The sequence below is a fragment of the Streptococcus pseudopneumoniae genome, assembly GCF_001073085.1.
Classification (GTDB): Bacteria; Bacillota; Bacilli; order Lactobacillales; family Streptococcaceae; genus Streptococcus; species Streptococcus pseudopneumoniae_M.
Window position 1 is genome coordinate 19,743 of the sequence record NZ_JVFV01000032.1, and the last position, 22,669, is coordinate 42,411.

Annotated in this window: 16 protein-coding genes; 1 reads left to right on the top strand and 15 read right to left on the bottom strand. The window is 38.3% G+C overall.

Features of this window, described 5'->3' with window-relative positions; translation table 11 throughout:
• Position 1: 1 nt before the first annotated feature.
• From ADH90_RS06700 to ADH90_RS06760, 13 genes are all read right to left on the bottom strand, one after another.
• Positions 2-1,246: a hypothetical protein gene (locus ADH90_RS06700; protein WP_049530529.1), complete on the bottom strand. Its 1,245-nt coding sequence runs from the start codon at positions 1,244-1,246 to the stop codon at positions 2-4.
• Between the two features lie 18 nt (positions 1,247-1,264).
• Entirely contained in the window at positions 1,265-2,347 is a 1,083-nt protein-coding gene (locus tag ADH90_RS06705) for a glycosyl transferase (protein ID WP_049530601.1), read from the bottom strand.
• A gap of 24 nt (positions 2,348-2,371) precedes the next feature.
• Positions 2,372-3,253, bottom strand: a complete 882-nt coding sequence (locus ADH90_RS06710; RefSeq protein ID WP_049530530.1) for a glycosyltransferase — start codon at positions 3,251-3,253, stop codon at positions 2,372-2,374.
• Position 3,254: 1 nt separating this feature from the next.
• A complete protein-coding gene (locus tag ADH90_RS06715) occupies positions 3,255-4,079 on the bottom strand; it encodes a LicD family protein (RefSeq protein ID WP_049530531.1) in 825 nt (274 codons plus the stop codon).
• Positions 4,076-4,819, bottom strand: a complete 744-nt coding sequence (locus ADH90_RS06720) for a WecB/TagA/CpsF family glycosyltransferase (protein WP_049530532.1) — start codon at positions 4,817-4,819, stop codon at positions 4,076-4,078. The genes ADH90_RS06715 and ADH90_RS06720 overlap by 4 nt, the downstream gene beginning before the upstream one ends.
• Positions 4,820-4,822: 3 nt before the next feature.
• Entirely contained in the window at positions 4,823-6,193 is a 1,371-nt protein-coding gene (locus ADH90_RS06725) for a sugar transferase (RefSeq protein WP_049530534.1), read from the bottom strand.
• 21 nt (positions 6,194-6,214) lie between these two features.
• Positions 6,215-6,898 carry a tyrosine-protein kinase gene (locus ADH90_RS06730; RefSeq protein WP_049530535.1) on the bottom strand — a complete coding sequence of 228 codons (684 nt, stop codon included), beginning with the start codon at positions 6,896-6,898 and terminating at the stop codon, positions 6,215-6,217.
• Between the two features lie 10 nt (positions 6,899-6,908).
• Complete coding sequence (locus ADH90_RS06735) at positions 6,909-7,598, bottom strand: CspC family polysaccharide chain length determinant protein (protein WP_049530537.1); 690 nt, start codon at positions 7,596-7,598, stop codon at positions 6,909-6,911.
• Positions 7,599-7,606: 8 nt separating this feature from the next.
• Entirely contained in the window at positions 7,607-8,338 is a 732-nt protein-coding gene (cps4B, locus tag ADH90_RS06740) for a capsular polysaccharide biosynthesis protein Cps4B (protein ID WP_049530539.1), read from the bottom strand.
• Between the two features lies 1 nt (position 8,339).
• The gene (locus tag ADH90_RS06745) at positions 8,340-9,785 is read right to left on the bottom strand and encodes an LCP family protein (protein ID WP_049530540.1); all 1,446 of its coding nucleotides are present in this window, start codon (positions 9,783-9,785) and stop codon (positions 8,340-8,342) included.
• A 501-nt stretch (positions 9,786-10,286) separates the two neighbouring features.
• Positions 10,287-12,245, bottom strand: a complete 1,959-nt coding sequence (locus ADH90_RS06750; protein ID WP_049530542.1) for a peptide ABC transporter substrate-binding protein — start codon at positions 12,243-12,245, stop codon at positions 10,287-10,289.
• 157 nt (positions 12,246-12,402) lie between these two features.
• Complete coding sequence (locus ADH90_RS06755) at positions 12,403-14,370, bottom strand: peptide ABC transporter substrate-binding protein (RefSeq protein ID WP_049530544.1); 1,968 nt, start codon at positions 14,368-14,370, stop codon at positions 12,403-12,405.
• Between the two features lie 168 nt (positions 14,371-14,538).
• Positions 14,539-16,149: a glycoside hydrolase family 13 protein gene (locus ADH90_RS06760; RefSeq protein ID WP_049530545.1), complete on the bottom strand. Its 1,611-nt coding sequence runs from the start codon at positions 16,147-16,149 to the stop codon at positions 14,539-14,541.
• A gap of 151 nt (positions 16,150-16,300) precedes the next feature.
• Here ADH90_RS06760 and ADH90_RS06765 point away from each other — a divergent pair, with 151 nt between their 5' ends.
• A complete protein-coding gene (locus ADH90_RS06765; protein ID WP_049503931.1) occupies positions 16,301-17,785 on the top strand; it encodes a DUF1846 domain-containing protein in 1,485 nt (494 codons plus the stop codon).
• A 573-nt stretch (positions 17,786-18,358) separates the two neighbouring features.
• Here ADH90_RS06765 and glmS read toward each other — a convergent pair.
• Both glmS and recG read right to left on the bottom strand, forming a co-directional pair.
• Complete coding sequence (gene glmS / locus ADH90_RS06775) at positions 18,359-20,167, bottom strand: glutamine--fructose-6-phosphate transaminase (isomerizing) (protein ID WP_049530547.1); 1,809 nt, start codon at positions 20,165-20,167, stop codon at positions 18,359-18,361.
• Positions 20,168-20,648: 481 nt separating this feature from the next.
• Positions 20,649-22,664: an ATP-dependent DNA helicase RecG gene (gene recG, locus ADH90_RS06780; RefSeq protein ID WP_049530549.1), complete on the bottom strand. Its 2,016-nt coding sequence runs from the start codon at positions 22,662-22,664 to the stop codon at positions 20,649-20,651.
• Positions 22,665-22,669: the final 5 nt, after the last annotated feature.

Consider the following 22,669-nt stretch of genomic DNA (forward strand, 5'->3'; position numbering starts at 1 on the left):
CCTAATTTTCTATGTCATTTTTTAGCCTATAGTCATAGTAGAATATTAATGCAAGAACAATTGCCAATGAGAAACTTCTCTGCGCGCCAAAGATATTTAAAGAAATTGAAGTAATTATTAAATTAGTTAAGAGTGCAATAAAAAAGGCTCGGTCAACTCTATATTTATCATTTGACATTCTTAGAATTAAATTGATTATTTTATAAAATATATAACCATACATAAAAATTGCAGCTACACCAAATTGAACGAATAACTCTAAAAAACCTAAATCATCTAGATACATCTTAACGGCACCTGGTCCAGCCAAAATAAAATTACTATTTATGTTGCTTGATGTTAGAATTCCAACTCCTAGTTTCCATACATCATTAGCTAATAAACCAAGATAGTATTTCAACTCCCAGTATCTAAATCCTAACCCCATATCAAATGATCCAGTATCTATATTTAAATACGCTTTAATATAATCCAATCCACCTCCATAAACGAATACTATAATTACAGTTATAAAACTTAAAGAGGTGAGCAATCTAGAAGTTTTTCTAGAATATACAAACATGAGGAAAATTGAAATCAAAACAGAAACCAGTAGCATTCTTGTCTGATTTACAAATGTTATATACATTAATATCAAGAACAAATAATAAAAGTATTTCCTATTTCCAAATTTAAAATAGAAAAAAGCGGAGATTAGCAAACCTACTATAATTAATGGCGTTCCATCTATTCGTACCGAAAATTCATTTCGATACCACAAATCTCCGAATTCTCTTAAAATAGATGGAAATAATTCAACTTGAAATAATGTATATAAAAACCAAGTGAATGCTCTAATCCCAAGAGAAAACATAAAAATATTGAGTGTATTATCTAAAATTTTTCTCATGTTTTCTTGTTTGTTTTTAAAAAGGTAAATCAATACAAAAAATAGAAAAATCCATATATATTGCCGGGATGCCAGAAAAATATTACTCACACTATAATTATAAAGAGTTTTAGCTCTTAATATCTCATATATAATACATATAGATAAAAAAGTACCATAGATAAAAGCTGATTTAGAAATTCTTTTAGCATTAACAATCAGTATAGGAATCATTAAAAATAAGAGTGCAATAGATAAAATAGTTAATAAGTTTCTGTGCCAATATAAGTTGAGGGAAAACATAAGAAACATTCCCACTGATAGCATCACTGTAAAATAGTATAGAATCTCTATAAATTCAAACTTCTGTCTCTTCATTCATCTCTCCACAAAAAATTACAACTGATTAATCAGCTGATGAATCATCTCCGCTCTTTTTTCCCAAGTATTACTTTTCAAAAAATCTTCTCTAGCTATACTGTCATATTTCAAATTATTATTTTCAATCAATTGCACCAGATTCATTTGGTAATCTGAATAATTTGAATACATGTATACAAATGGTTCAAATCTCAGAATTTCCTTATAACATACCGTAAGTATATTTTTATTAAAATTGATATATTCATATAACTTAACTGGATCCACTGCTTCAACAATATCATTAATTTGAAACGGCATAATCATAACATCTGCATTCTCAATATACTGATAAATCTTCTCGTGTGGTACACTTCCTACATAATGAATTCTATCATGTTCAGGAATAACAGCTTTGCTAATCGGACCAATCAACTTATATTCAATATTATCAAAATCTTCTAAACTTCTTAAAATGATATCAAAATCAAACCAATGACTGATAGTTCCAACATATGCAAGTACAAGCTTTTGGTTATTCTTTTTATGCTGAGTAGGAATGCTTAAGATTTTACCATTATAACCATTTCTAACAACCACTATTTTATCAACCTGTTCTTCCAAGTTATAATCAGAAACAATATTTTCTCTTAATTTCTCACTCGAAACCAAGATTAAATTAGCTCTATTGACCAGTTTCTCTTCTAAATCCTTTAATCGCTGGCGTTCTTCTCTATCTTCTATAAAAGCCACATGATAATCCATACAATCATATATTATTTTTTGCTCTGAATTGTCTACAAGAGAGGCAAACTGCATTGGATTTGTCAAATATACATATTCTGGTTTAAAAGCCTTAACTTTTCTTCGAATATTCCAAGCAACAATTTTATCATTCAGTTTCTTTAGTTTAGGTGACCTATTAACAAAAGGCAGGGCATAAATACGTGATATATTTGTAATGTTAGTATTTCTATCCTCAGTCAACCCTTTTCTATTATACCAATAGCGATACAGAACTAGTATCTCATAAAAATTAGATAAGCTTTCTGCAATAAATTGTGGACGCTGTTTTATCCAATTCCAATCAACATTTGTCACATATAAAATTTTTTTCATCATTTTTTTATTCATTTTTAATAATTACCGACTAATTTTATTTTTCTCCATTAAAGTTAAAAAATAACTAGTGGATTCAAAGTTGCATTTGTTTGAAAACAAAGTTTTTTCTACTAAGTTTGTATAAACCTGATTAGTTGCAACATTTTGATGGTGCAATACCTTAATCTTCGGTGTGTAAATTCTCTTGTATCCTTTTAATTCAGCTTCATAATCTAATATCTCTGTTTCATAGTAGAAGAAGGTGTTAGGGTTAAAAGCATACTCCTCTTTTTCGATAAAATCTCTCGAATATACAATAAACGAACCATGAAGAATTGGATTTTCTACCTGTTTCCTATAGTCTACTGATCCTTTTTTACGTCTATTTTGATAGATTGCTGTTCGAAGAGCTTTACTAGCTTTCAACCAACATTTGATTTTTAAAGCTAGACTAACTTGGCTCCCCTTTTTAAATTTTTCATTTAGAGCTTTAACTTCTTCATAAGTATAATGTGTCAACCGTTTTGGGTTTTGGTGAAGTTGGTAAGTAGTCGAGAAGATATCTGGCCCGAGCAAATGGAATTTCTCCTCACTATAGATATCTGTCACGATTTTTTCAAAATCTTCTGTTTCTATCTCAATATCGTTATTCATGATAACCATGAAATCGGGGTTATACTTTTCCTTAGCAAATTGATAAGCTACATTATTTCCACGAGCAAAACCAGCATTTTCATGGTTAATCAAAACATCAATTTCTGAATCTGATTCATAAAGCTCTTGTAGTTTTTCACCAGTACCATTATTAGAGAAATTATCAATAATAACGATTTGCTTTGCATTAGAATTGCCTTCTTTTATAGATTTAACACAAGAAATAGTTTCTTCTAAGACTTTGTAATGCAAAATAATATAACAAAACAAATTAGTGTCCTCCTAAATGCGATTTCTTTTCATCATCACTAGGCTCTTCGTGAAGATAGTTTTCTCCGTAAAGTCTTTTAAGGTAGCGGTCATACTCCGTTGGAACTTTAAAGAAGGTATCCTCAAAAGGCTTCTCTACTCCTTCTCCCCAAATCTCTACCGGCATAACTTCTTTAGCAAATAAAGAAGCATTGATAGTCCCAGCATACTGCTGCTTTTTCCAATCATACTTTTTATAGAGATTATCCAAACGTCTGTACACATAATTTTGAGGAAATAGTTTTGCAAATCCTAGTTTTTTAAAGAAACCAATAATTAGTTTTTGCTTAGCGGAATGCATATCCACATGGTCGCCAACATAGGTTGTTCCTAAACTTGCTAAAAAACGATACCAGTATACTTTACCAAAGTAAAGCTTTCTTAAAAACGAATGATTTGGAGCACCGTCCAAAGGAATGATATCAATCAAATGCAATCCTAAATTGGTATTTCGTGGCAAGTCCAAACGTTTTCTTTCATCTTCCAAAAGGAATAGGCGAGGAAAGTAGCAATGCAACGTATCACAGTATTGATAAGCAAGAACCTGATATTTGCCTGCGATAATTCTATCCTTAAAAATTTCCGGAAGTCTATCGTAGCCTTCACGAGGTACTGCGATATCCATGTCGTCATCCCATGGAATAAAGCCATCGTATTTGACTGCCCCAAGTACACTACCTCCACGGAGGAAGAAGTCTATATTATTCTCTTTACAAATTTTTTGAAACTCTTTTATAGCATCTAATTCAACTTTTTGAATTAAGCGAATCATCTCTGTCTGGTTCAAAATTTATATCCCCTTTTCGCTTTTAAAACTTTTCCTATGAATGAAACATTCCCTACAAAATAACGCTTAAAAAGACGTTTAGGCTCATTTGCTACACGAAACAACCACTCAAGGTTTGACTTTTGCATCCATAGAGGTGCTCGTTGGATATGACCAGACAAGACATCAAAACTACCACCAACTCCCATAAATACTGAATTGACACCGTTATCCATAAATTTTTGAATAATATATTCTTTTTTAGGAGACGTAATACCAACAAACACAAAATCAGGGTTCTTTTTACGAATATCTTCTTGAATATCTTGCTCATCATCTGCAGAAAAATAACCATTTCTGTGTCCAACAACTATCAAATTAGGATAATCATTCTTAAATGCTTTGAGCATATCTTGTAAAACCTCTTCTTTTGCTCCAAAAAAGTATACTGAATATCCTTTATTATTCGATAACTCTAAAAGAGATTGCATCAAATCAATCCCTGCCACCCGTTCAGGAACAGGTGTTCCTAAAAACTTACTTGCAAGAACAACGGAAGCGCCGTCGGCATTTATGATTCCTGAGTCATTAACAATTTTTTTGATTTTCTCATCTGTATGGCACTGATTAATTTTATCAGCATTAACTCCCATTAAATGTAATGCTCTTTTCCCCAGTACGTATTGTTCAACAGTGTCCACTGTTTCCCTCATCGTAAGAGGATCAATGTTAATACCTAAAACTTTGATTCTATTTGTCATCCCTTACTTCGCTCCATCTCTCATCAACACAACTTTTACAGTTTTTAGCAATATTTCAAAATCTTTCCAGATAGTCCAATCATCGATATAAGCCACATCCAGTTTCACGACTTCATCGAAGTTTGTAATTTCACTTCGACCACTAATTTGCCACAAACCTGTAATACCAGGTTTGAAACTGAGACGACGTTTTTGTTCAGGTGTGTATTTTTCGTACTCATCTACAGTTGGTGGGCGTGTACCGACCAGACTCATGTCGCCAATCAAAACATTCCAAAATTGTGGCAATTCATCCAAGCTAGTTTTTCGGATAAACTGCCCAATCTTAGTCACTCGAGGATCGTTATCGATCTTAAACATACCACCTTGCATCGTATTTTGATCCATCAACTGTTCCTTGATCGCTTCAGCATCGATTCGCATCGAACGGAATTTATAAAAGGTAAAGTGACGACCATTTTTTCCGATACGAGTTTGTGAAAAGATTGCAGGCCCACCATCTTTTCGAATCATGGGAACTAAAAATAGGCTAGCAATCCCACAAAAGATCAATCCAACAATAGCACCACAAATGTCAAGGATTCGTTTAGCAATCACATGGCTCGACTTGTAAAAATTTGTAGAAAATGTCACTACGTTCAAGCCCGCCATCTCATGGATTTGTTTATCTCGACCTAAGTTTTTATCAAAAGCATTGAGATTGACTGTAACATCGATTCCCATCGTTTCAAACTGAGAAATAATAGCCCCGATGTCATAGTCCTCACTTGGAAGATTGACAAAAACTTCATCAACTACCTCGTGCGTTGCATAAGAGAGCAACTGTTCCCTTGGAACAACCGTCACCTTTTCATGAGTGAATTCTGGCATATCTAGGACACATACAGCGACTAGTTCCCCTTGAACATCGTTAGCAGTTAATAATCGGTCCATTACTCTTTCGGTACGAGACATCGCTGTGATCAACAAAATTTTACGACTGCTCTTCAAATTGTGGTTAAAGGTTTTCCAATAACGCTTCACAAAGAAACTGAGTAGATAATTCAAAACACCATACAAGGAAAGCAGATAGAGCATCCCTCGTCTAGAAATCACAAATTTCTCTTTTAGGAAGAAACTTGAAAAACTAATCAACAAGGCATAAAAGAGGATGTATTTGACCGTTTCTACTAACTCAACATACTGACCTCGTTTGAAAAAATCCTTACCGTAGCCACTAATGTAAAAGGCTGCAAAGTGTAGAAAAAAAAGGACAAGCACTGTATTGAGAACAATATCAGTTTCTGAAATTGCAATCAGTATATAAGCTAATAAACTAACAAGAATACTCTGTAAGAATGCCAAAGTTACATTATAGAAACCTCTTCCCTCCATACTAAACTCCCTTACTTCATTTTATTTTTTCCCGTATGAACCATATGAACCGTAAGAACCGTATTTTTCACGTTTAATATTAAATTTGTTCAGAACCACACCTAAAAAGGGCATTCCTGTTTGTTCTAACTGACTTTTAGCTTTTTGAACTTCTCTTCGTTTCGCCACACCAGCTTCTGTGACTAGAATAGATGCATCACATTTTTGTACAATAATAGCCGCATCAATCACGACTCCTATCGGAGCAGTATCAACGATAATATAGTCAAAATATTTACGCAAGGTTTCAATCATACTTCCAAAGTTGGCGCTTTGTAAAAGAGCTGTTGGATTTGGAGAAATTGCTCCTGATTGGATCATAAATAAATTTTCAACATTTGTTTCACAAAGGCCGTTTGACAAGTCTTGGGTGCCAGCCAGATAATCTGTCAAACCAGTGATTTTTTCTCTTGATTTGAATACTCCAGACATGACTGAGTTTCGGATATCGGCGTCGATCAATAGTGTTTTGTACCCTGCACGCGCACAAGCCCAAGCAATATTGGTAGAAGTTGTAGATTTCCCTTCACTAGGATCGACTGATGTGACTGCAATAACCTTTAAGTTATTTCCACTCAGTTGTATATTTGTACGTAAAGCATTGTAGTACTCTTCTGCTTTTTTTACAGAGTTCAGTTTTTGTTGTGATAATTCTAACTTTGCCATAAGTTCTCCCTTACTTTAATTTATTCAGGTCTGGAATGACTCCAAGGAGTGAGATTTTCATAACATCTTCGATATCTTCTGGACGTTTGACACGGTCATCTAGTAGCTCAACTAGTAGAAGCACGACAATCACCAAGCCTGCACCAGCACCGATTCCCATTAAGGTATTACGACGGATATTGGGTGATGAAGGACTAGTAGCTGGATGCGCTTCTTCAAGGGTAGTCACATCTGACACTCGGGTTACAGCAACAATTTTTTGTGCTGCGACATCTCGAAGAGAATTTGCAATACGACTTGCTTCATCTGGTTTATGGTCGCTAACTGAAATAGATACGATACGTGTATCTGCGGGAACTGTTACCTGAACCTTTTTCGCCAATGTTTTTGCATTGATAGTTAATCCAAGATCAGAAACCACCTTCTCTAAAACATCTTGAGAAAGAATGATTTCACGGTAGTCCTTAACCAAGTATGTTCCTGCCTGCAAATCCTGATTTGTCAACGCTTTATCACCTTGAGAACGATTAATGACATAGATGCGAGTGGTACTTTTATATTCAGGTTCAACCACAAAACTACTATATGCAAATGCAGCAGCTCCTGCTACGATGGCTACAAGAAGGATTAGCAGTTTCTTTTTCCATAGCGCCTTTAACAACTGAATAACATTGATTTCAATAGTATCTTGTTCTTTCATTTTAACTCCTATATTATTTGATCTTTAATGACTTTTTCGGGATTTTCCACGAAGAGTTCCCTAGCCTTATCTTGGCCATACCTTTTGCTCACTATCTCGTAAGCTTCTCGCATATAAGGGGGACGATCATCTAGATTATGCATATCACTAGCAACTATATGGACCAAATCCCTCTCTAAGAAATAGCGAGCACGCTTTTTCATGAATTTATAAGTATCACCAAACAATTTTGGTTTGAGGATGTTCGAACTATTGACCTGTGTATAACATCCCATATCGATGAGGTCCCGCACCCTTTTTTCATTATTTTCCAAAGCATCATAACGTTCTATATGGGCAATAACAGGAGTTATTCCCAACATCAAAACATTGGTTAATGCGCTATGGATTTCACGATAAGGGGTATTCATACTGAATTCTATCAAGGCGTAACGGGTGCCATTTAGCTGTGGAATCTGCTGATTCTCTAATTTGTTTAAAGCATCACTACTGTAATAGATCTCTGCTCCATACAAGATGGTTAAGTCGGGAGCAATTTCTTTAGCCAACTCCTTGACAACTTTATAATTTCTTGCAATGTCCTCCTCTGGCGTTTCAAACATCCCCTTCCGACGATGAGAAGTCGAAACGATGGTACGAACTCCTTGAGCATAAGCTTCCTTCAGAAGCGCTATACTCTCTGCCTTATCCTTTGGGCCATCGTCTACATCAAAAACTATGTGTGAATGGATATCAATCATCTTATCTTCCTTCCATAATATCTTTGATCTCTGTTTTGAGTGTCTCTAAGCTATTTGGATCAACCTCTAACATGTAAAGGTTACTATCAGGCATGGCATAGGAAGGAAGATCCATACGACCAGTTCCCTTTAGATCTCGAGTGATGACAGTATATTTTCCCCCACTTGCTAGTTGGTCATTTACTAAGCTAACCATGGTTTCAGGAGGCATATTGGTTTGTACAGAATCTTGCAAGCCTTGCATGATACTATCAAAATTCTTCAAGGCTTCTGCCGAAGTTAGTTTTTGAATAATAGCAGCAATGACTTTTTGTTGATTACGTCCACGATCTCCATCACCATTAGTTAAGGAATAACGTTCACGAACAAAGCCTAGAGCCTGCTCAGAGTTTAGATGAACATTTCCAACAGGGAAATGATAGTTCCCATGAAGTGATGTAAAGTCTTGATCATTATAAACATCGACACCACCTAAGAGATCAATCAATTTCAAGAAGGAAGTGAAGTTGAGTCGTACATAGTAATTCAGATCAATTCCATAGAGATTTTCTAGTGTATGAATGGAAGCATCCACGCCGTAAATACCTGCATGGGTCAATTTATCATTTTGGTTATTACCGCCATCAGCTATGGGCACATAGGCATCACGAGGCGTTGTTGTCAGAAGAATTTTCTTGGTTTCTTGATTGACAGTCATGATGATATTGACATCTGAACGAGAAACGGAGCTAATCGGTCCGTATGTGTCAATCCCACTGATGTAGATATTAAAAGCCTTGTTTTGAGAGACTTTAGGCGCTTCAACGCTCTTGGTTAGCTCTTTTGTATAAATCTTCTTGATCTTTTTGGCATGGTCTGGGTACTCTTGTTCAATCAGATTTTCAAAGACACTGTTCAAAACGATTGCCTTGGTCTCTCCAGCTAAGAGACTCTTATAAGCAGCAAGATAGGAAGCACTCTCTTCAACCGTTAAGTCTTTACTTTGACTTATCTTAATATCATCGAGCAGTTTTTTAATATTTTCTGCATCTGTTTTGGTCGGAGCCGTCACACTGGATAATTCTGAGACATTTCCAATCTCACTATCCGCCAAAACTGCAACACTGATGGAGTAACTAGAATAGTTAGATGTTGCATTTAATTGATTTGCTAGGCTAACGAATTGATGAACTCCAATCAAAGAAAGGGAACTAACAAATACCGACACCAATAGTAAAATCATGGTGAAGATCTTAGCTTTTCTCTTTAGAATCAAAAATAAAGCTATTAACGCAAGCAAGATCATAACAATCGCTATAAGGACATTGGCATAGCTAATTGCTAAAATATGATATCTAAATATTAAAAACAGCAAAAAGCAAGCAAGCACTATATATACAAACAACAAAATGATATTGATGCTTTGTTGAAACTTGCTCGTTTTTCTTTCTTTTGAATGTCTACTCAACTTACACCTCTACAAAGTTTTTTTATTTCCATTATATCACAAAGTAGTACTGGATACCACCAATATATATTAAGTAACCGTTTTTATGCACCGTAAAAACATGAATAGTAAATTCCAATGATGAAATGGCTAAAATGTCGCTTGAAGGAAGTATCTGACCTAAAAAAGACGGGGCTATAAACTGTTAAATCAAACCTCAACTTCCTAGTTCCAAATCTACAATATAGTGGGTTGAAATAGGATGTGAACAAAGGGGCTAGGAAAGTCAAATTAATTTCTAAAAATGTTTTAGAATCTGTAACGTACTATTCTAAGTTCAACCCACTATATTTTAACAATCGACTGGGTTATCGAAGAGTGTAGATAAGAAATACAAGATTTTCCCCAAAAAAGATTTCTAAAATCCGAAAAATTAACAAAAAATCCAACCAGCTGTCACATCGAAAACTTATCGCTAATAAAAAATAAGGCTGGGATGTTTGTCCCAACCTCTTCTTATACTTATTTTACGTGACTTTCAAAGTCTTTTTGACTCTTTTCGACTGCATTTTTGCGTTCTTGTTCCCATTTAGCCTTGGCTTCAGCAAATTGAGAGCTTGTAACAACATCTGTCTGTAATCTCATGTACTTGTAGTTGCTTCCAGTTCCTTTGATACCAACTAGTGAGTAAGCACGTGTAAATGGTGTCACACGAGTCACTGAAGCACTACCACCGTTTGACACAACTGGGATTAGAAGGGAACTATCAATCAACCAAGCTTGGGCATCTGCGTAGTTTTCATAGCGTTTCGCTACGTCTGTATTTTCTGCATCTGCTGTTTTTAATTTTTGAGTATATTGGTCCAAACCTAGACTGGTAATCTTGTTTGCATCCTTGCTTGGATCAAGTCCCAAAATCTTGAGATAGAATCCATCTTCAGAGTTGAAAGGATTGAGGTAAGTCGAAGGATCTTGGTAATCAGCTGACCAGCCATCCAGGTTCAAATCATAGTCATGATCAGCTGGAGTTGGTGCTTGATAGGTAGCATTTGCATAGTCATCTGTCGATACTTGGATAACATCAACCACTACATTTTCAGAACCGAGTGTTGATTCGATTGATTGCTTGATTGAGTTTGTTCCTGAAAGCAAGGTCTTGTTAACTTGGTCTACAGGCAAGTCCAAATGAATTGGGAAGCTCACACCTTGAGATTCTAATTCTTTCTTAGCTTCTGCAAACTTGGCTTGTGCTTTATCTTTATTGAAATAACCGTCTTGAGCATCTTCAAGATTCATATTTGACCATTGTGTGCCATAGTTGATCAATTTTGAAGCAACTGTTTCACCAAAAGTCTTGTCTCCAACTTGTACGAAAGTTGGTGGTACAAGCGAGTTACGAAGAGTGTTTTTAGCTGCTTCTTCACCGTTTGATTGAGCTGAGTATGCTGTACGATCAATGGCAAAGTTAATTGCCTGACGGAAGTTTTTGTTCAAAACTGCAGCTTGAGTTGCTTGCTTTTGCTCATCGCTAGTCTTAGCTGTATGATTGTATGCTTGGCGGTTAACGTTAAAATTATAGTACCAAGAAGTTGCGTCCTGCAAGCTATAGACGATGTTGTCCTTATATTTTTCCTTAGTCTTTGCAAAGTTTGAACTATTTGGGTAGACACCAGCAGATGAGTAAGCACCACTTTCAAAATTACGGATTGTCAAGTCTTGGTCTGAACCGTCAAAGTAGGCCAATTTTACCTTTTCAATCGTTACTTTTTCTTGGTCATAGTAATGTGGATTTTTCACATACTCGATAGATGATTTAGATGTAAAATCTTTTAACAAATATGGCCCACTATAAAGGATGCTATCAGGTTTCAAGGTTCCGAAATCTTTTCCTTTAGAAGCTAGGAATTCTTCATTAACAGGGAACAAAATACTGTTGGTTGTCTTAGAGTTCCAGAATGGCTCTGGACGAGTCAAGGTATATTGTACAGTATAGTCATCTATGGCTTTGACACCAACATTTGAAAAGTCAGTATTTGCACCTGTTACATAATCGTCCAAGCCCTTGATAGAGTTCTGAATCAAGTCTAAAGCTTGTCCTTTGTTGTCAGCAGCGTACTTGATACCAGTTACAAAGTCTTGTGCTTTAAGAGGAGCGTATTCTTCACCGTCAGCTGTATACCACTTGGCATCTTGGCGAAGTTTGTAGGTATAAGTTAAACCATCCTTAGAAACACTCCAATCTTCTGCAAGAGCAGGAATGAGATTTCCGTAGTTATCATTTTCAAGCAAACCATCTACCAAGTTGGTTACAATAGCAGTATTATCACCAGCGTAGTCCAAGAGATAGTTGAAGGTTGTCGGATCTGCACCAAAGGTAGACGAGTATGTTTTACCGTCTGGTGCTGACTGGCCACATGCTGTCAATAGGACCGCAGCAGCAAGTGTCAAACCTGCTCCAATCAAACGTTTTTTCAGTTTCATGTTTTATTTCTCCTTTTATGTTAGCTTTTGTGACATGAAACTATTTTATCAAATTTTGACCTAAAAGTAAAGTTATATACTAATCGATCTCTCATCGGCAATAAAACAAAAAAGAAATCCAGCTTAAAAACTGGATTTCTTTACTCATTGGCAAAGGCTATTTAACGTGGTTTGCTAACTCTTTTTGATATTTAGCATTTGTTTCAATCTTCTCTTTTTGCCATTTTTTGAGAGCTTCTTCGTATTCTTTAGCTGTTACAATATCATTTTGTAATTCTAAGCCTTTAAACACAAATGGATCTCCCTTGATACCAACTTGAGAGTATGCTTTTGTGAACGGCACTGTACGACTAACTGTCGGAGAACCACCTGAAGAAGCTACAGGGATAAGGAGTGAGCTATCTGAAACCCATGCTTGTGCTTTGGCATATTTTTCATAGCGTTTGTTGAGATCGCTCGTTTCTGATGCTGCATCATCCAAGAGTTTCTTGTACTCATCAAGTCCAACTTGAGCCATGACTTCTGGATCTTTTCCTTTTGTGATACCCAAGTGTTTAAGGGCAGAACCCTTCTTAGCATCTAGGATATTGAGGTAGGTTGCCGGGTCTTGATAGTCTGGCCCCCAACCAGTTCCATTCAAGTCATAGTCTTTTTGAGAAGGAACTTTAGCTTGAGATGTAATGCTCATTTTCTCATTGTCAGTCATTTGAAGTACATCGATGACAACATTTTCACTTCCAAGCGCTGCTTCGACAGACTGTTTGAGAGAGTTGGTCTGCTGTACAGCAATGACATCAGTTTGTTCAACTGGAATATCCAAATGGATTGGGAAGGTTACACCTTTAGCCTGCAATTCTGATTTTGCTTTTTCAAAGGCTGCTTTTGCTTTTGTCGGATTGTAAAGGGTATCTTTACCATCTGTCAAAGCTACATCCTTCCACTGGTCTCCGTATGTTACCAATTGTTCTTGAGCCAACTCACCGAAGGTCTTTTCACCAACCTGAACATAGTCATAAGGCACAAGGCTGGTACGGATAATCTTGTCTGCACCTTCTTCGCCATTCATCTGTGCAGAGTAGGCATGACGGTCAAGAGCGAAGTTGATTGCTTGACGGAAGTTTTTATTGAGAAGCGCTTCTTTAGTTGATGTTTTTTGGGCATCATCTGTCTTAGCTGTTTTATTGTAAGACTGACGATTTACGTTGAAAGTAAAGTAATAGCTTGTCGCTTCTTGTGGACTATAAACGATCTTATCGCCGTATTCTTTCTTAGTTGAATCAAAGCTTGAGCTAGTTGGGAAGAGGCGAGCTGTCGTATATGAGCCTGACGCAAAGCTACGAATCAATGATTCTTGGTCAGATCCATCGTAGAAAGTAAGCTTGACATGATCAATCTTCACATTGTCTTTGTCCCAGTAATTTGGGTTCTTTTCGTACTCGATCACTGATTTTGAAGTGAAGTTCTTCAAAATATACGGACCATTGTAGAGAATCCCTGAAGGAGCTGCTGCACCGTAATCTTTACCCTGAGAGTTTAAGAATTCTTCATTAACAGGAAGCATAGTCGCTGTTGTCACCTTAGAATTCCAGAAGCTTTCTGGTTTGTTCAAGGTATACTCAACTGTGTAATCGTCAACTGCTTTGACACCGACTGTTGAGAAGTCATTTGTTTCCCCGCTAACATACTCTGCCAAACCTTTGATAGAGTCTTGGAGAAGTGTTAGGCCATCTGATTTACCATCTGCAGCATGTTTCAAACCAGTCACAAAGTCTTGGGCCTTGACTTCAGCATACTCTTCTCCTTCAGAAGTATACCATTTGACACCTTTACGTAGCTTGTATGTGTAGGTCAAACCGTCTTGTGAAACAGACCAGTCTTCAGCAAGCGATGGAATCAAGTTTCCATATTTGTCATTTTCCAAGAGTCCGTCGACCAAGTTGGCAATGACGTCTGATGTTGAACTTTTACTAGTAACGCTATAGTCCAATGTTGTTGGATCAACGGCATATACGTATGAATATGTTGTTGGAGCATCTGCTTTTTTCTCAGTCTTACCACAAGCCGCCAAAAGAAGAGCTGCGCTCATCGTTATCCCTGCTACTGCGAGCCACTTTTTCGATTTCATAGGTATTCTCCTTTAAAATACTATTTTTCACCATTATACCCTATTTTTATATAAAAGCAAGGGTTTTCAGGTGATTTTTTAGAAAATTCAAACTAATATTTATTAAAGAAGTTTCTACACTTATTTTAGAAAAAAACTCAAGCATCTTGGACACTTGAGTTTATGGGTTTATTTGGCTAATTCGATACAGAAGGCATCCCATGGAGCCAAGGTCTGTGTAGCTAAAGCTGCTTCTACTGAGGTATTTTCAATCAAGACAGATGTGATTGATTCTTCAACTGCGAACTCTTGCTTTTGGTTGGACAAGTTAGCCACAACTAGGAATCGACGGTCGCCATCTTTACGGATGTAAGCAAAGACTTTTTCAGCCGTTTCAAGGAGTTCAAAATCAGCTCTCACCAACCAGCTATTTTCCTTACGAATGTTTACCAATTTTTGATAAGTATAGAAAATAGAATCTGGGTTTTCCAGTGCTTCCTGAACGTTGATTGCTTCGTAGTTTGGATTAACAGCCAACCAAGGTTGTCCGTCTGAGAAACCAGCATTTTTTGTCTCATCCCACTGCATTGGAGTACGCGCATTGTCACGTCCAATCACACGAATGCTGTCCATGATTTGTTCTAGTGGAACACCTTGTTCAAGCGCTTCTTTAGCGTAATTGATAGATTCAATGTCTTCTACTTGATCTAAGCTTTCAAATGGGAAATTGGTCATCCCAATCTCCTCACCTTGGTAAATATAAGGTGTTCCTCTCATAAGATGAAGCAAGATTGCATACGCTTTGGCGGATTTTTCACGGTATTCTCGGTCATTTCCCCAGATAGAGACGATTCGAGGGAGGTCATGGTTGTTCCAGAAGAGGGAATTCCAGCCATCCTCAACTCCTAATTCTGTCTGCCATTTGTTGAAAATCTCTTTTAATTTCCCAACATTTAGCTCTTTTTGGTAGTGCCACTTTGGTTGTCCTTCCTGATACTGAAGACAGATATGTTCAAACTGGAAGACCATAGACAGTTCTTGTCCTTTTGGATCTGAATAGAGTTTTGCGATTTCTGGTGTCGCTCCCCATGTCTCCCCTACTGTCAAGAGCTCTTTGTCGCCGAAAGTAGCCTGATTCATTTCCTTGAGATAGGGATGGAGCATAGGACCATTGTTGACAATCTTCTGATCAGGTATCTTCCCAATCATATCAATAACGTCCATACGAAATCCACCGATCCCTTTATCAATCCAGAAATTCATCATTTCATAGATTTTTTGGCGTAGTTCTTCATTTTCCCAGTTAAGGTCTGGTTGTTTCTTACTGAAAAAGTGCAGGTAATATTGACCAGCCTTTTCGTCATATTGCCAGGCAGAACCACTGAAAATTGACTCCAATTCGTTAGGTTCATCACGCCAGATATAGTAGTCTCGCTCAGGACTATCAGGATTTTCACAAGCTTCGATAAACCAAGCATGCTCATCTGATGTATGATTGACCACCAAATCCATAATGATTCGGATATCTCGTTTTTTAGCCTCAGCAATCAGCTCATCCATATCTTCCATGGTTCCAAAGATAGCCGCGATATCTTGATAATTTGCAATATCATAACCATTATCATCCATAGGGCTGTCATAAACAGGAGAAAGCCAGATCGCTGTGATCCCTAACTTAGCTAGATAGTCTAGCTTACTGGTAATCCCAGGTAAATCACCAATCCCATCTCCATTGCTATCCTTAAAACTTTTTGGATAGACCTGATAAACAACGGCATTGTGCCACCATTTTTCTTGCATCTTTTTACCTCTATTTAAAATTGACTTTACTCCATCATAGACCTTTTCTTAATTTCATGCAAGCGTTTGCTTCAATCTTTTTCCTTATTTCGAACCTCCGTTGTTTCTTATCTTCTATTTTTTTTATATAATAGAGGTCAGAGGTAAAAAAATGAAAAAACAAGCTTTTAGTTCTGAACAATATTTAAATCTACAACGCGACCATATCTTGGAGCGCATCAACCAATTTGACGGCAAACTCTACTTGGAGTTTGGTGGCAAAATGTTAGAAGATTTCCACGCTGCTCGTGTCCTTCCTGGATATGAACCAGATAACAAAATCAAACTCTTGCAAGAATTGAAAGAACAAGTCGAAGTTGTCATTGCTATCAACGCTAGCAATATCGAGCACTCAAAAGCTCGTGGAGACTTGGGCATTTCTTACGACCAAGAAGTGCTTCGTTTGATCGATAAATTCAATGAACTCGGTATCTTTGTCGGTTCAGTCGTCATTACTCAATATGCAGGCCAACCGGCAGCTGATGCCTTCCGTAATCAATTAGAGAAAAATGGTATCGACTCTTATCTCCACTACCCTATCAAGGGGTATCCGACAGATATGGATCACATCATTTCTCCTGAAGGTATGGGGAAAAACGACTATATCAAAACTAGTCGTAACTTGATTGTCGTGACTGCTCCTGGGCCTGGTTCAGGTAAGTTGGCAACTTGTATGTCTAACATGTACCACGACCAAATCAATGGTATCAAGTCTGGTTATGCCAAATTTGAAACCTTCCCAGTTTGGAATCTCCCACTTCATCACCCAGTCAACTTGGCTTATGAAGCTGCTACAGCAGACCTAGATGATGTCAACATGATTGACCCATTCCATCTCCAAACCTATGGAGAAACCACAGTCAACTACAACCGCGACATTGAAATTTTCCCTGTCCTTAAGCGTATGCTGGAACGTATCTTGGGGGAGTCTCCTTATGCATCTCCAACTGACATGGGTGTCAATATGGTTGGCTTTGCAATCACTGATAACGACGCTGCCATTGAAGCATCTAAACAGGAAATTATCCGCCGCTACTATCAAACTGTTCTTGATTTCAAGGCTGAAAAAGTCGGTGAAACTGCTGTGAAGAAGATTGAGCTTCTCATGAATGACCTAGGTATCACACCAGCTGATAGAAAGGTTGCTGTTGCCGCACGTCAAAAAGCAGAAGAAACAGGCGGACCTGCTCTAGCTCTTGAATTACCTTCTGGTGAAATCGTTACTGGTAAGAACTCAGAACTCTTTGGTCCAACAGCCGCTGCTTTGATCAATGCAATCAAGAAATCAGCTAACATCAATGCTGAAACAAAATTAATTGAACCAGAAGTGGTGAAACCAATCCAAGGTTTGAAAATCAATCACTTGGGTAGTCGCAATCCCCGACTCCACTCAAATGAAATCCTTATCGCACTTGCAATCACAGCTATGCAGAATCCTGATGCAGATCGTGCCATGAAAGAACTCGGAAATCTCAAAGGAAGCGAAGCTCACTCTACAATTATCCTAACAGACGAAGACAAAAATGTTCTTCGCAAACTAGGAATCAATGTAACCTTTGATCCTTACTACCAATACGATCGTTTATATCGCAAGTAAAATACGACACTCACTCCTCTAAGAGTTGGATCCTTATCGTCCAGCTCTTAGAGTTTTTTTATAGCTTTCCGGTCTTTCACAAGCATAGCTTTCAAAAAGAATTCTAATTTTAATAGAAACTGGGATAACATTTAATTTTAGATTTATTTCTCATGAATTCTTAAAAGGAGTGATACTCAATGAAAATCAAAGAGCAAACTAGCCGCAGGTTGCTCAAAGCACTGCTTTGAGGTTGTAGATAGAACTGACGAAGTCAGTAACATATATACGGCAAGGCGACGTTGACGCGGTTTGAAGAGATTTTCGAAGAGTATGAATCAATCCTCTTCAATCTTGACTTGAACTATCTTGGCTGAGATCTTGATCCGTTTTCTCTACAATATCAAATTGGTATAATGAGACTGACTGTGTCACTCTTATCTAGAACCTCAAAGCGATGCTTGGAGATATCTACACAAGAGAACTAGTTTAGTCATTGATTTTCATTAAGTATACAAAAAAAGTGAACAAGACAGCATTCTGATTTCCAGAAAACTATTTAGTTCACTTTTTCTTATGATTTAAACTTTGGGTTTATTCTACCGTTACTGACTTAGCAAGATTACGTGGCTTGTCCACGTCGAGTCCACGGTGTAGGGTTGCAAAGTAAGCGACCAATTGTGTTGGTACGACCATTGAGATTGGTGAGAGGTAAGGGTGTACGGTCGTAAGGACAACATCATCGGTATCTTTAGCAACATTTTCTTCTGCAATAGTAAGGACCTTAGCGCCACGTGCTGCCACTTCTTGGATATTTCCGCGAGTGTGATTAGCAAGAACCGGGTCTGACAAGAGGGCCAATACAGGCGTTCCTTCTTCAATCAAAGCAATAGTTCCGTGCTTGAGCTCTCCAGCCGCAAAACCTTCACATTGGATGTAAGAGATTTCTTTGAGCTTGAGACTGGCTTCCATGGCTACGTAGTAATCTTGACCACGTCCGATATAAAAGGCGTTACGTGTTGTTTCAAGAAGATCACGCACCTTGCTATCAATCAATTCTTTTTCTGAGAGAGTTGATTCGATAGACTGAGCCACGATAGACAATTCGTGAACCAAATCGAAAGCTTTGGCTTTTTCATTGCCATTTGCTTCACCGACCGCTTTCGCAAGGAAGGCAAGAGCTGCGATTTGGGCTGTATAAGCCTTAGTTGACGCTACGGCAATTTCAGGACCTGCGTGAAGAAGCATGGTATGGTGAGCTTCACGTGACAGAGTTGATCCTGGCACATTTGTCACTGTCAAGCTTGGAATTCCCATTTCATTGGCCTTGACCAATACTTGACGGCTATCAGCTGTTTCACCAGATTGGCTGATAAAGATGAAGAGTGGTTTCTTGCTGAGAAGTGGCATACCGTAGCCCCACTCAGATGAGATACCAAGTTCAACTGGCGTATCTGTCAATTCTTCCAACATTTTCTTAGAAGCAAATCCTGCGTGGTAAGAAGTCCCAGCTGCTAGAATGTAGAGGCGGTCTGCCTCTTGAACAGCCTTGATGATAGCAGGATCTACCACTACTTGACCAGCCTCATTAGTGTAGGCTTGGATGAGTTTACGCATCACCGTTGGCTGCTCATCGATTTCCTTGAGCATGTAGTAAGGGTAAGTTCCCTTACCGATATCTGATAAATCAAGTTCAGCAGTGTAGCTAGCACGCTCACGACGATTTCCATCATAGTCTTGAACTTCAATGCTATCAGCTTTCACGATTACCAACTCTTGGTCATGGATTTCCATGTATTGGTTGGTTTCACGAATCATGGCCATGGCATCTGAGCAGACCATGTTGTAACCATCTCCAAGACCAATCAAAAGTGGTGATTTGTTCTTAGCCACATAGATGACATCTGAATTTTCAGAGTCGATCAAAGCGAAGGCATAAGAACCACGGATAATGTGAAGAGCTTTTTTAAAGGCTTCAAGTACTGACATGCCGTCTTCTTCAACAAATTTTCCAATCAAGTGTACAGCGATTTCTGTATCTGTTTGTCCCTTGAAGTGGTGTCCTGCAAGGTAGTCTTCCTTGATTTCAAGATAATTTTCAATCACCCCATTGTGGACCAATACAAAACGTCCTGTCTCAGAGCGATGTGGGTGAGCATTGTCTTCTGTTGGTTTACCGTGAGTGGCCCAACGAGTATGTCCAATACCAGTTGTCCCCTCAACGCCAGCAGTCTTAGCAGACAATTCTGCAATACGACCAACAGCCTTCACCAAATGGTTTTCAGCACCACCTAGGACAAAAATTCCCGCAGAATCATAACCACGGTATTCGAGCTTTTCAAGCCCTTGAATCAAAATATCAGTTGCATTTGTGTTTCCAACAACACCAACAATTCCACACATAGTATATACGACACAGACAAGCTGTGCTTTCCCCTTAAATTGGTATAGTCTAATTCTCGCTTTGCAGAATCAGCAAAAACAGTATATACTTGTTTCTTTTACTTGTCAAGAATAAAAATTGGTATAGCGTGATTCTGCCGATTCTATCTACTAAAAATCTAGCATATTTCGCCTAATACTCAATGAAAATCAAAGAGCAAACTAGAAAGCTAGCCGAAGGCTGTACTCTAGTACGGCAAGGCGAAGCTGACGTGGTTTGAATTTGATTTTTGAAGAGTATAAAGCAAGTATTTAAAAAGGGCTCTATCGCCCTTAATAACTACTATTTTGTAGCAAGCTTGTCTGCCTTTACTACTTCTTGAAATTTTTTTTGATAATTTACTTTAATCGTCATTGTCATGTGAGAGTCCTCGTTTCTTTTTGATGACTCTAGTATAGGCAATAACCCTAAAAGCAAACTTAAGATTTTCTTAGAGAAAGCTTAATCTAAATGTTCTTTCTTTTCTAGATTTAGGACAATCATATGCCACTCTGGGTCCTCCTGCCAGTTAGGAAGAGAGCTGATATAACCAGCTACCTTACGCGCTTCCTCAAGAATCGGAAAATCTTCGATAATATCAGCCACTTGAAACTCTGGTAGACCTGACTGTCTGGTTCCAAAAATCTCACCAGAGCCACGCATTTTCAAATCTTCCTCTGCAAGGACAAATCCATTAGTCGTTTCCGTCATGATGCGCATGCGATCCTTTCCAGAGTCAGTTTTGGGATTGGCTACAAGTACCGCATAGGACTGCTTATCCCCACGGCCTACACGACCCCGAAGCTGATGGAGTTGACTAAGCCCAAAACGATCAGCATCCATGATAATCATAACCGTCGCATTTGGCACATTGACCCCAACCTCGATAACCGTTGTCGAAACCAGAATATCTGTTTTTCTCTCTTTGAAATCCTGCATAATCTGGTCTTTTTCATCACTCTTCATCTTACCGTGTAAGAGAGCAACTTTTGCTTTTTCTGCAAAATGAGCCGTCAATTCTTCCGATAAAGCAATAGCATTTTTAAGATCCAGGGCTTCAGATTCTTCAATCAGGGGCGAAATGACATAGGCTTGGGAGCCTTTCTGAATCTCACTCTCTAACCAAGTCAAGACCTGGGGCAGTTGTTCATGCTTGATCCAGCGTGTTACGATTGGTTTTCGTCCCGCTGGCATCTGGTCAATAATGGAAACATCCATATCTCCAAAGGCGGTGATGGCTAAGGTCCGTGGAATCGGAGTTGCCGTCATCATGAGGACATCTGGATTTTCTCCTTTTTCCCGTAAAATACGCCTTTGTCCCACACCAAATCGGTGTTGTTCATCGATGATTATCAAACCAAGTCGAGCGTATTCCACCCCATCCTGTATGAGGGCATGGGTACCGACGATCACATCAACCTCGCCCTTGGCAATCGTTTCCAAAACCGTGCGTTTTTCTGCAGCTTTCAGTGAACCTGTTAGGAGGGCTAGTTTCAAATCTGGAAAGAGACTTTCTAGACTTTCAGAATGCTGCTCTGCAAGGATCTCTGTTGGAACCATTAGAGCCGCCTGATAACCAGCCGTTACAGCCGCGTACATCGCTAGACCCGCAACCACTGTCTTCCCACTACCAACATCCCCTTGTAAGAGTCGATTCATGTGTTGGTCCGACTTCATATCTGTCAGGATTTCTTGTAGGCTTTTTTCTTGGGCTTTGGTTAAGGCAAAAGGCAATTTCTCTTTAACGGCAGTTAGTTTTTCCTGGGACCAATTCAGGACCAATCCACTTCCGTGAATCTTATTTTCAGACTTGAGGGTCTGTAATTGCATTTGGAAATAAAAGAGCTCCTCAAACTTGATTCGACGAAGGGCCTGTTTGTATTCTGCTAAATCCTTAGGAAAATGCATGGCACGAACAGCCTGACAGCGAGACATGAGTTTGTATTTATCGAGCAAGGACTGAGGGATATTTTCCTCTATCAAGAGATCTAGACCCTGGTCAAAGGCGGTTTTAATGACTTTAACAAGGCCTGCTTGACTAACTCCTTGTGCGAGACGATAGACCGGTTGGAGATCATCCTCCACTTGGGCTAAAACCTTCATGCCTGTGAGACTAGCTTTAGCACGATCCCACTTTCCAAAGACAGCCAAGGTTGCTCCTAGTTCAATCTTGTCAGCTAGGTAGGGTTGGTTAAAGAAGTTAACCGCAAAAACAACCTCTCCCTGTTTAAGGCTAAAGCGAAGACGATTGCGCTTAAATCCATAATACTGAACACTAGCTGGCGTTACTACCTGACCAGACAGAACCGCCTTCTCGCCATCTTCTAGTTCTAGCACCTGCTTGGTCTTAAAATCTTCATAACGGAAAGGAAAGTAGAGCAAGAGGTCTTGCAGATTTTCAATTCCTAGTTTGGCATATTTTTCTGCTGATTTAGGTCCTACTCCTGGTAAGACATGCAAGGGTTGATGTAAATTCATGCTAC

Excerpts from the sequence above, each read along its gene's own strand:
- ADH90_RS06700 (WP_049530529.1), bottom strand. The coding sequence starts at position 1,246 with ATGAAGAGACAGAAGTTTGAATTTATAGAGATTCTATACTATTTTACA.
- ADH90_RS06705 (WP_049530601.1), bottom strand. The coding sequence starts at position 2,347 with ATGAAAAAAATTTTATATGTGACAAATGTTGATTGGAATTGGATAAAA.
- ADH90_RS06720 (WP_049530532.1), bottom strand. The coding sequence starts at position 4,819 with ATGACAAATAGAATCAAAGTTTTAGGTATTAACATTGATCCTCTTACG.
- ADH90_RS06725 (WP_049530534.1), bottom strand. The coding sequence starts at position 6,193 with ATGGAGGGAAGAGGTTTCTATAATGTAACTTTGGCATTCTTACAGAGT.
- ADH90_RS06730 (WP_049530535.1), bottom strand. The coding sequence starts at position 6,898 with ATGGCAAAGTTAGAATTATCACAACAAAAACTGAACTCTGTAAAAAAA.
- ADH90_RS06735 (WP_049530537.1), bottom strand. The coding sequence starts at position 7,598 with ATGAAAGAACAAGATACTATTGAAATCAATGTTATTCAGTTGTTAAAG.
- cps4B (WP_049530539.1), bottom strand. The coding sequence starts at position 8,338 with ATGATTGATATCCATTCACACATAGTTTTTGATGTAGACGATGGCCCA.
- ADH90_RS06750 (WP_049530542.1), bottom strand. The coding sequence starts at position 12,245 with ATGAAACTGAAAAAACGTTTGATTGGAGCAGGTTTGACACTTGCTGCT.
- ADH90_RS06755 (WP_049530544.1), bottom strand. The coding sequence starts at position 14,370 with ATGAAATCGAAAAAGTGGCTCGCAGTAGCAGGGATAACGATGAGCGCA.
- ADH90_RS06760 (WP_049530545.1), bottom strand. The coding sequence starts at position 16,149 with ATGCAAGAAAAATGGTGGCACAATGCCGTTGTTTATCAGGTCTATCCA.
- ADH90_RS06765 (WP_049503931.1), top strand. The coding sequence starts at position 16,301 with ATGAAAAAACAAGCTTTTAGTTCTGAACAATATTTAAATCTACAACGC.
- glmS (WP_049530547.1), bottom strand. The coding sequence starts at position 20,167 with ATGTGTGGAATTGTTGGTGTTGTTGGAAACACAAATGCAACTGATATT.
- recG (WP_049530549.1), bottom strand. The coding sequence starts at position 22,664 with ATGAATTTACATCAACCCTTGCATGTCTTACCAGGAGTAGGACCTAAA.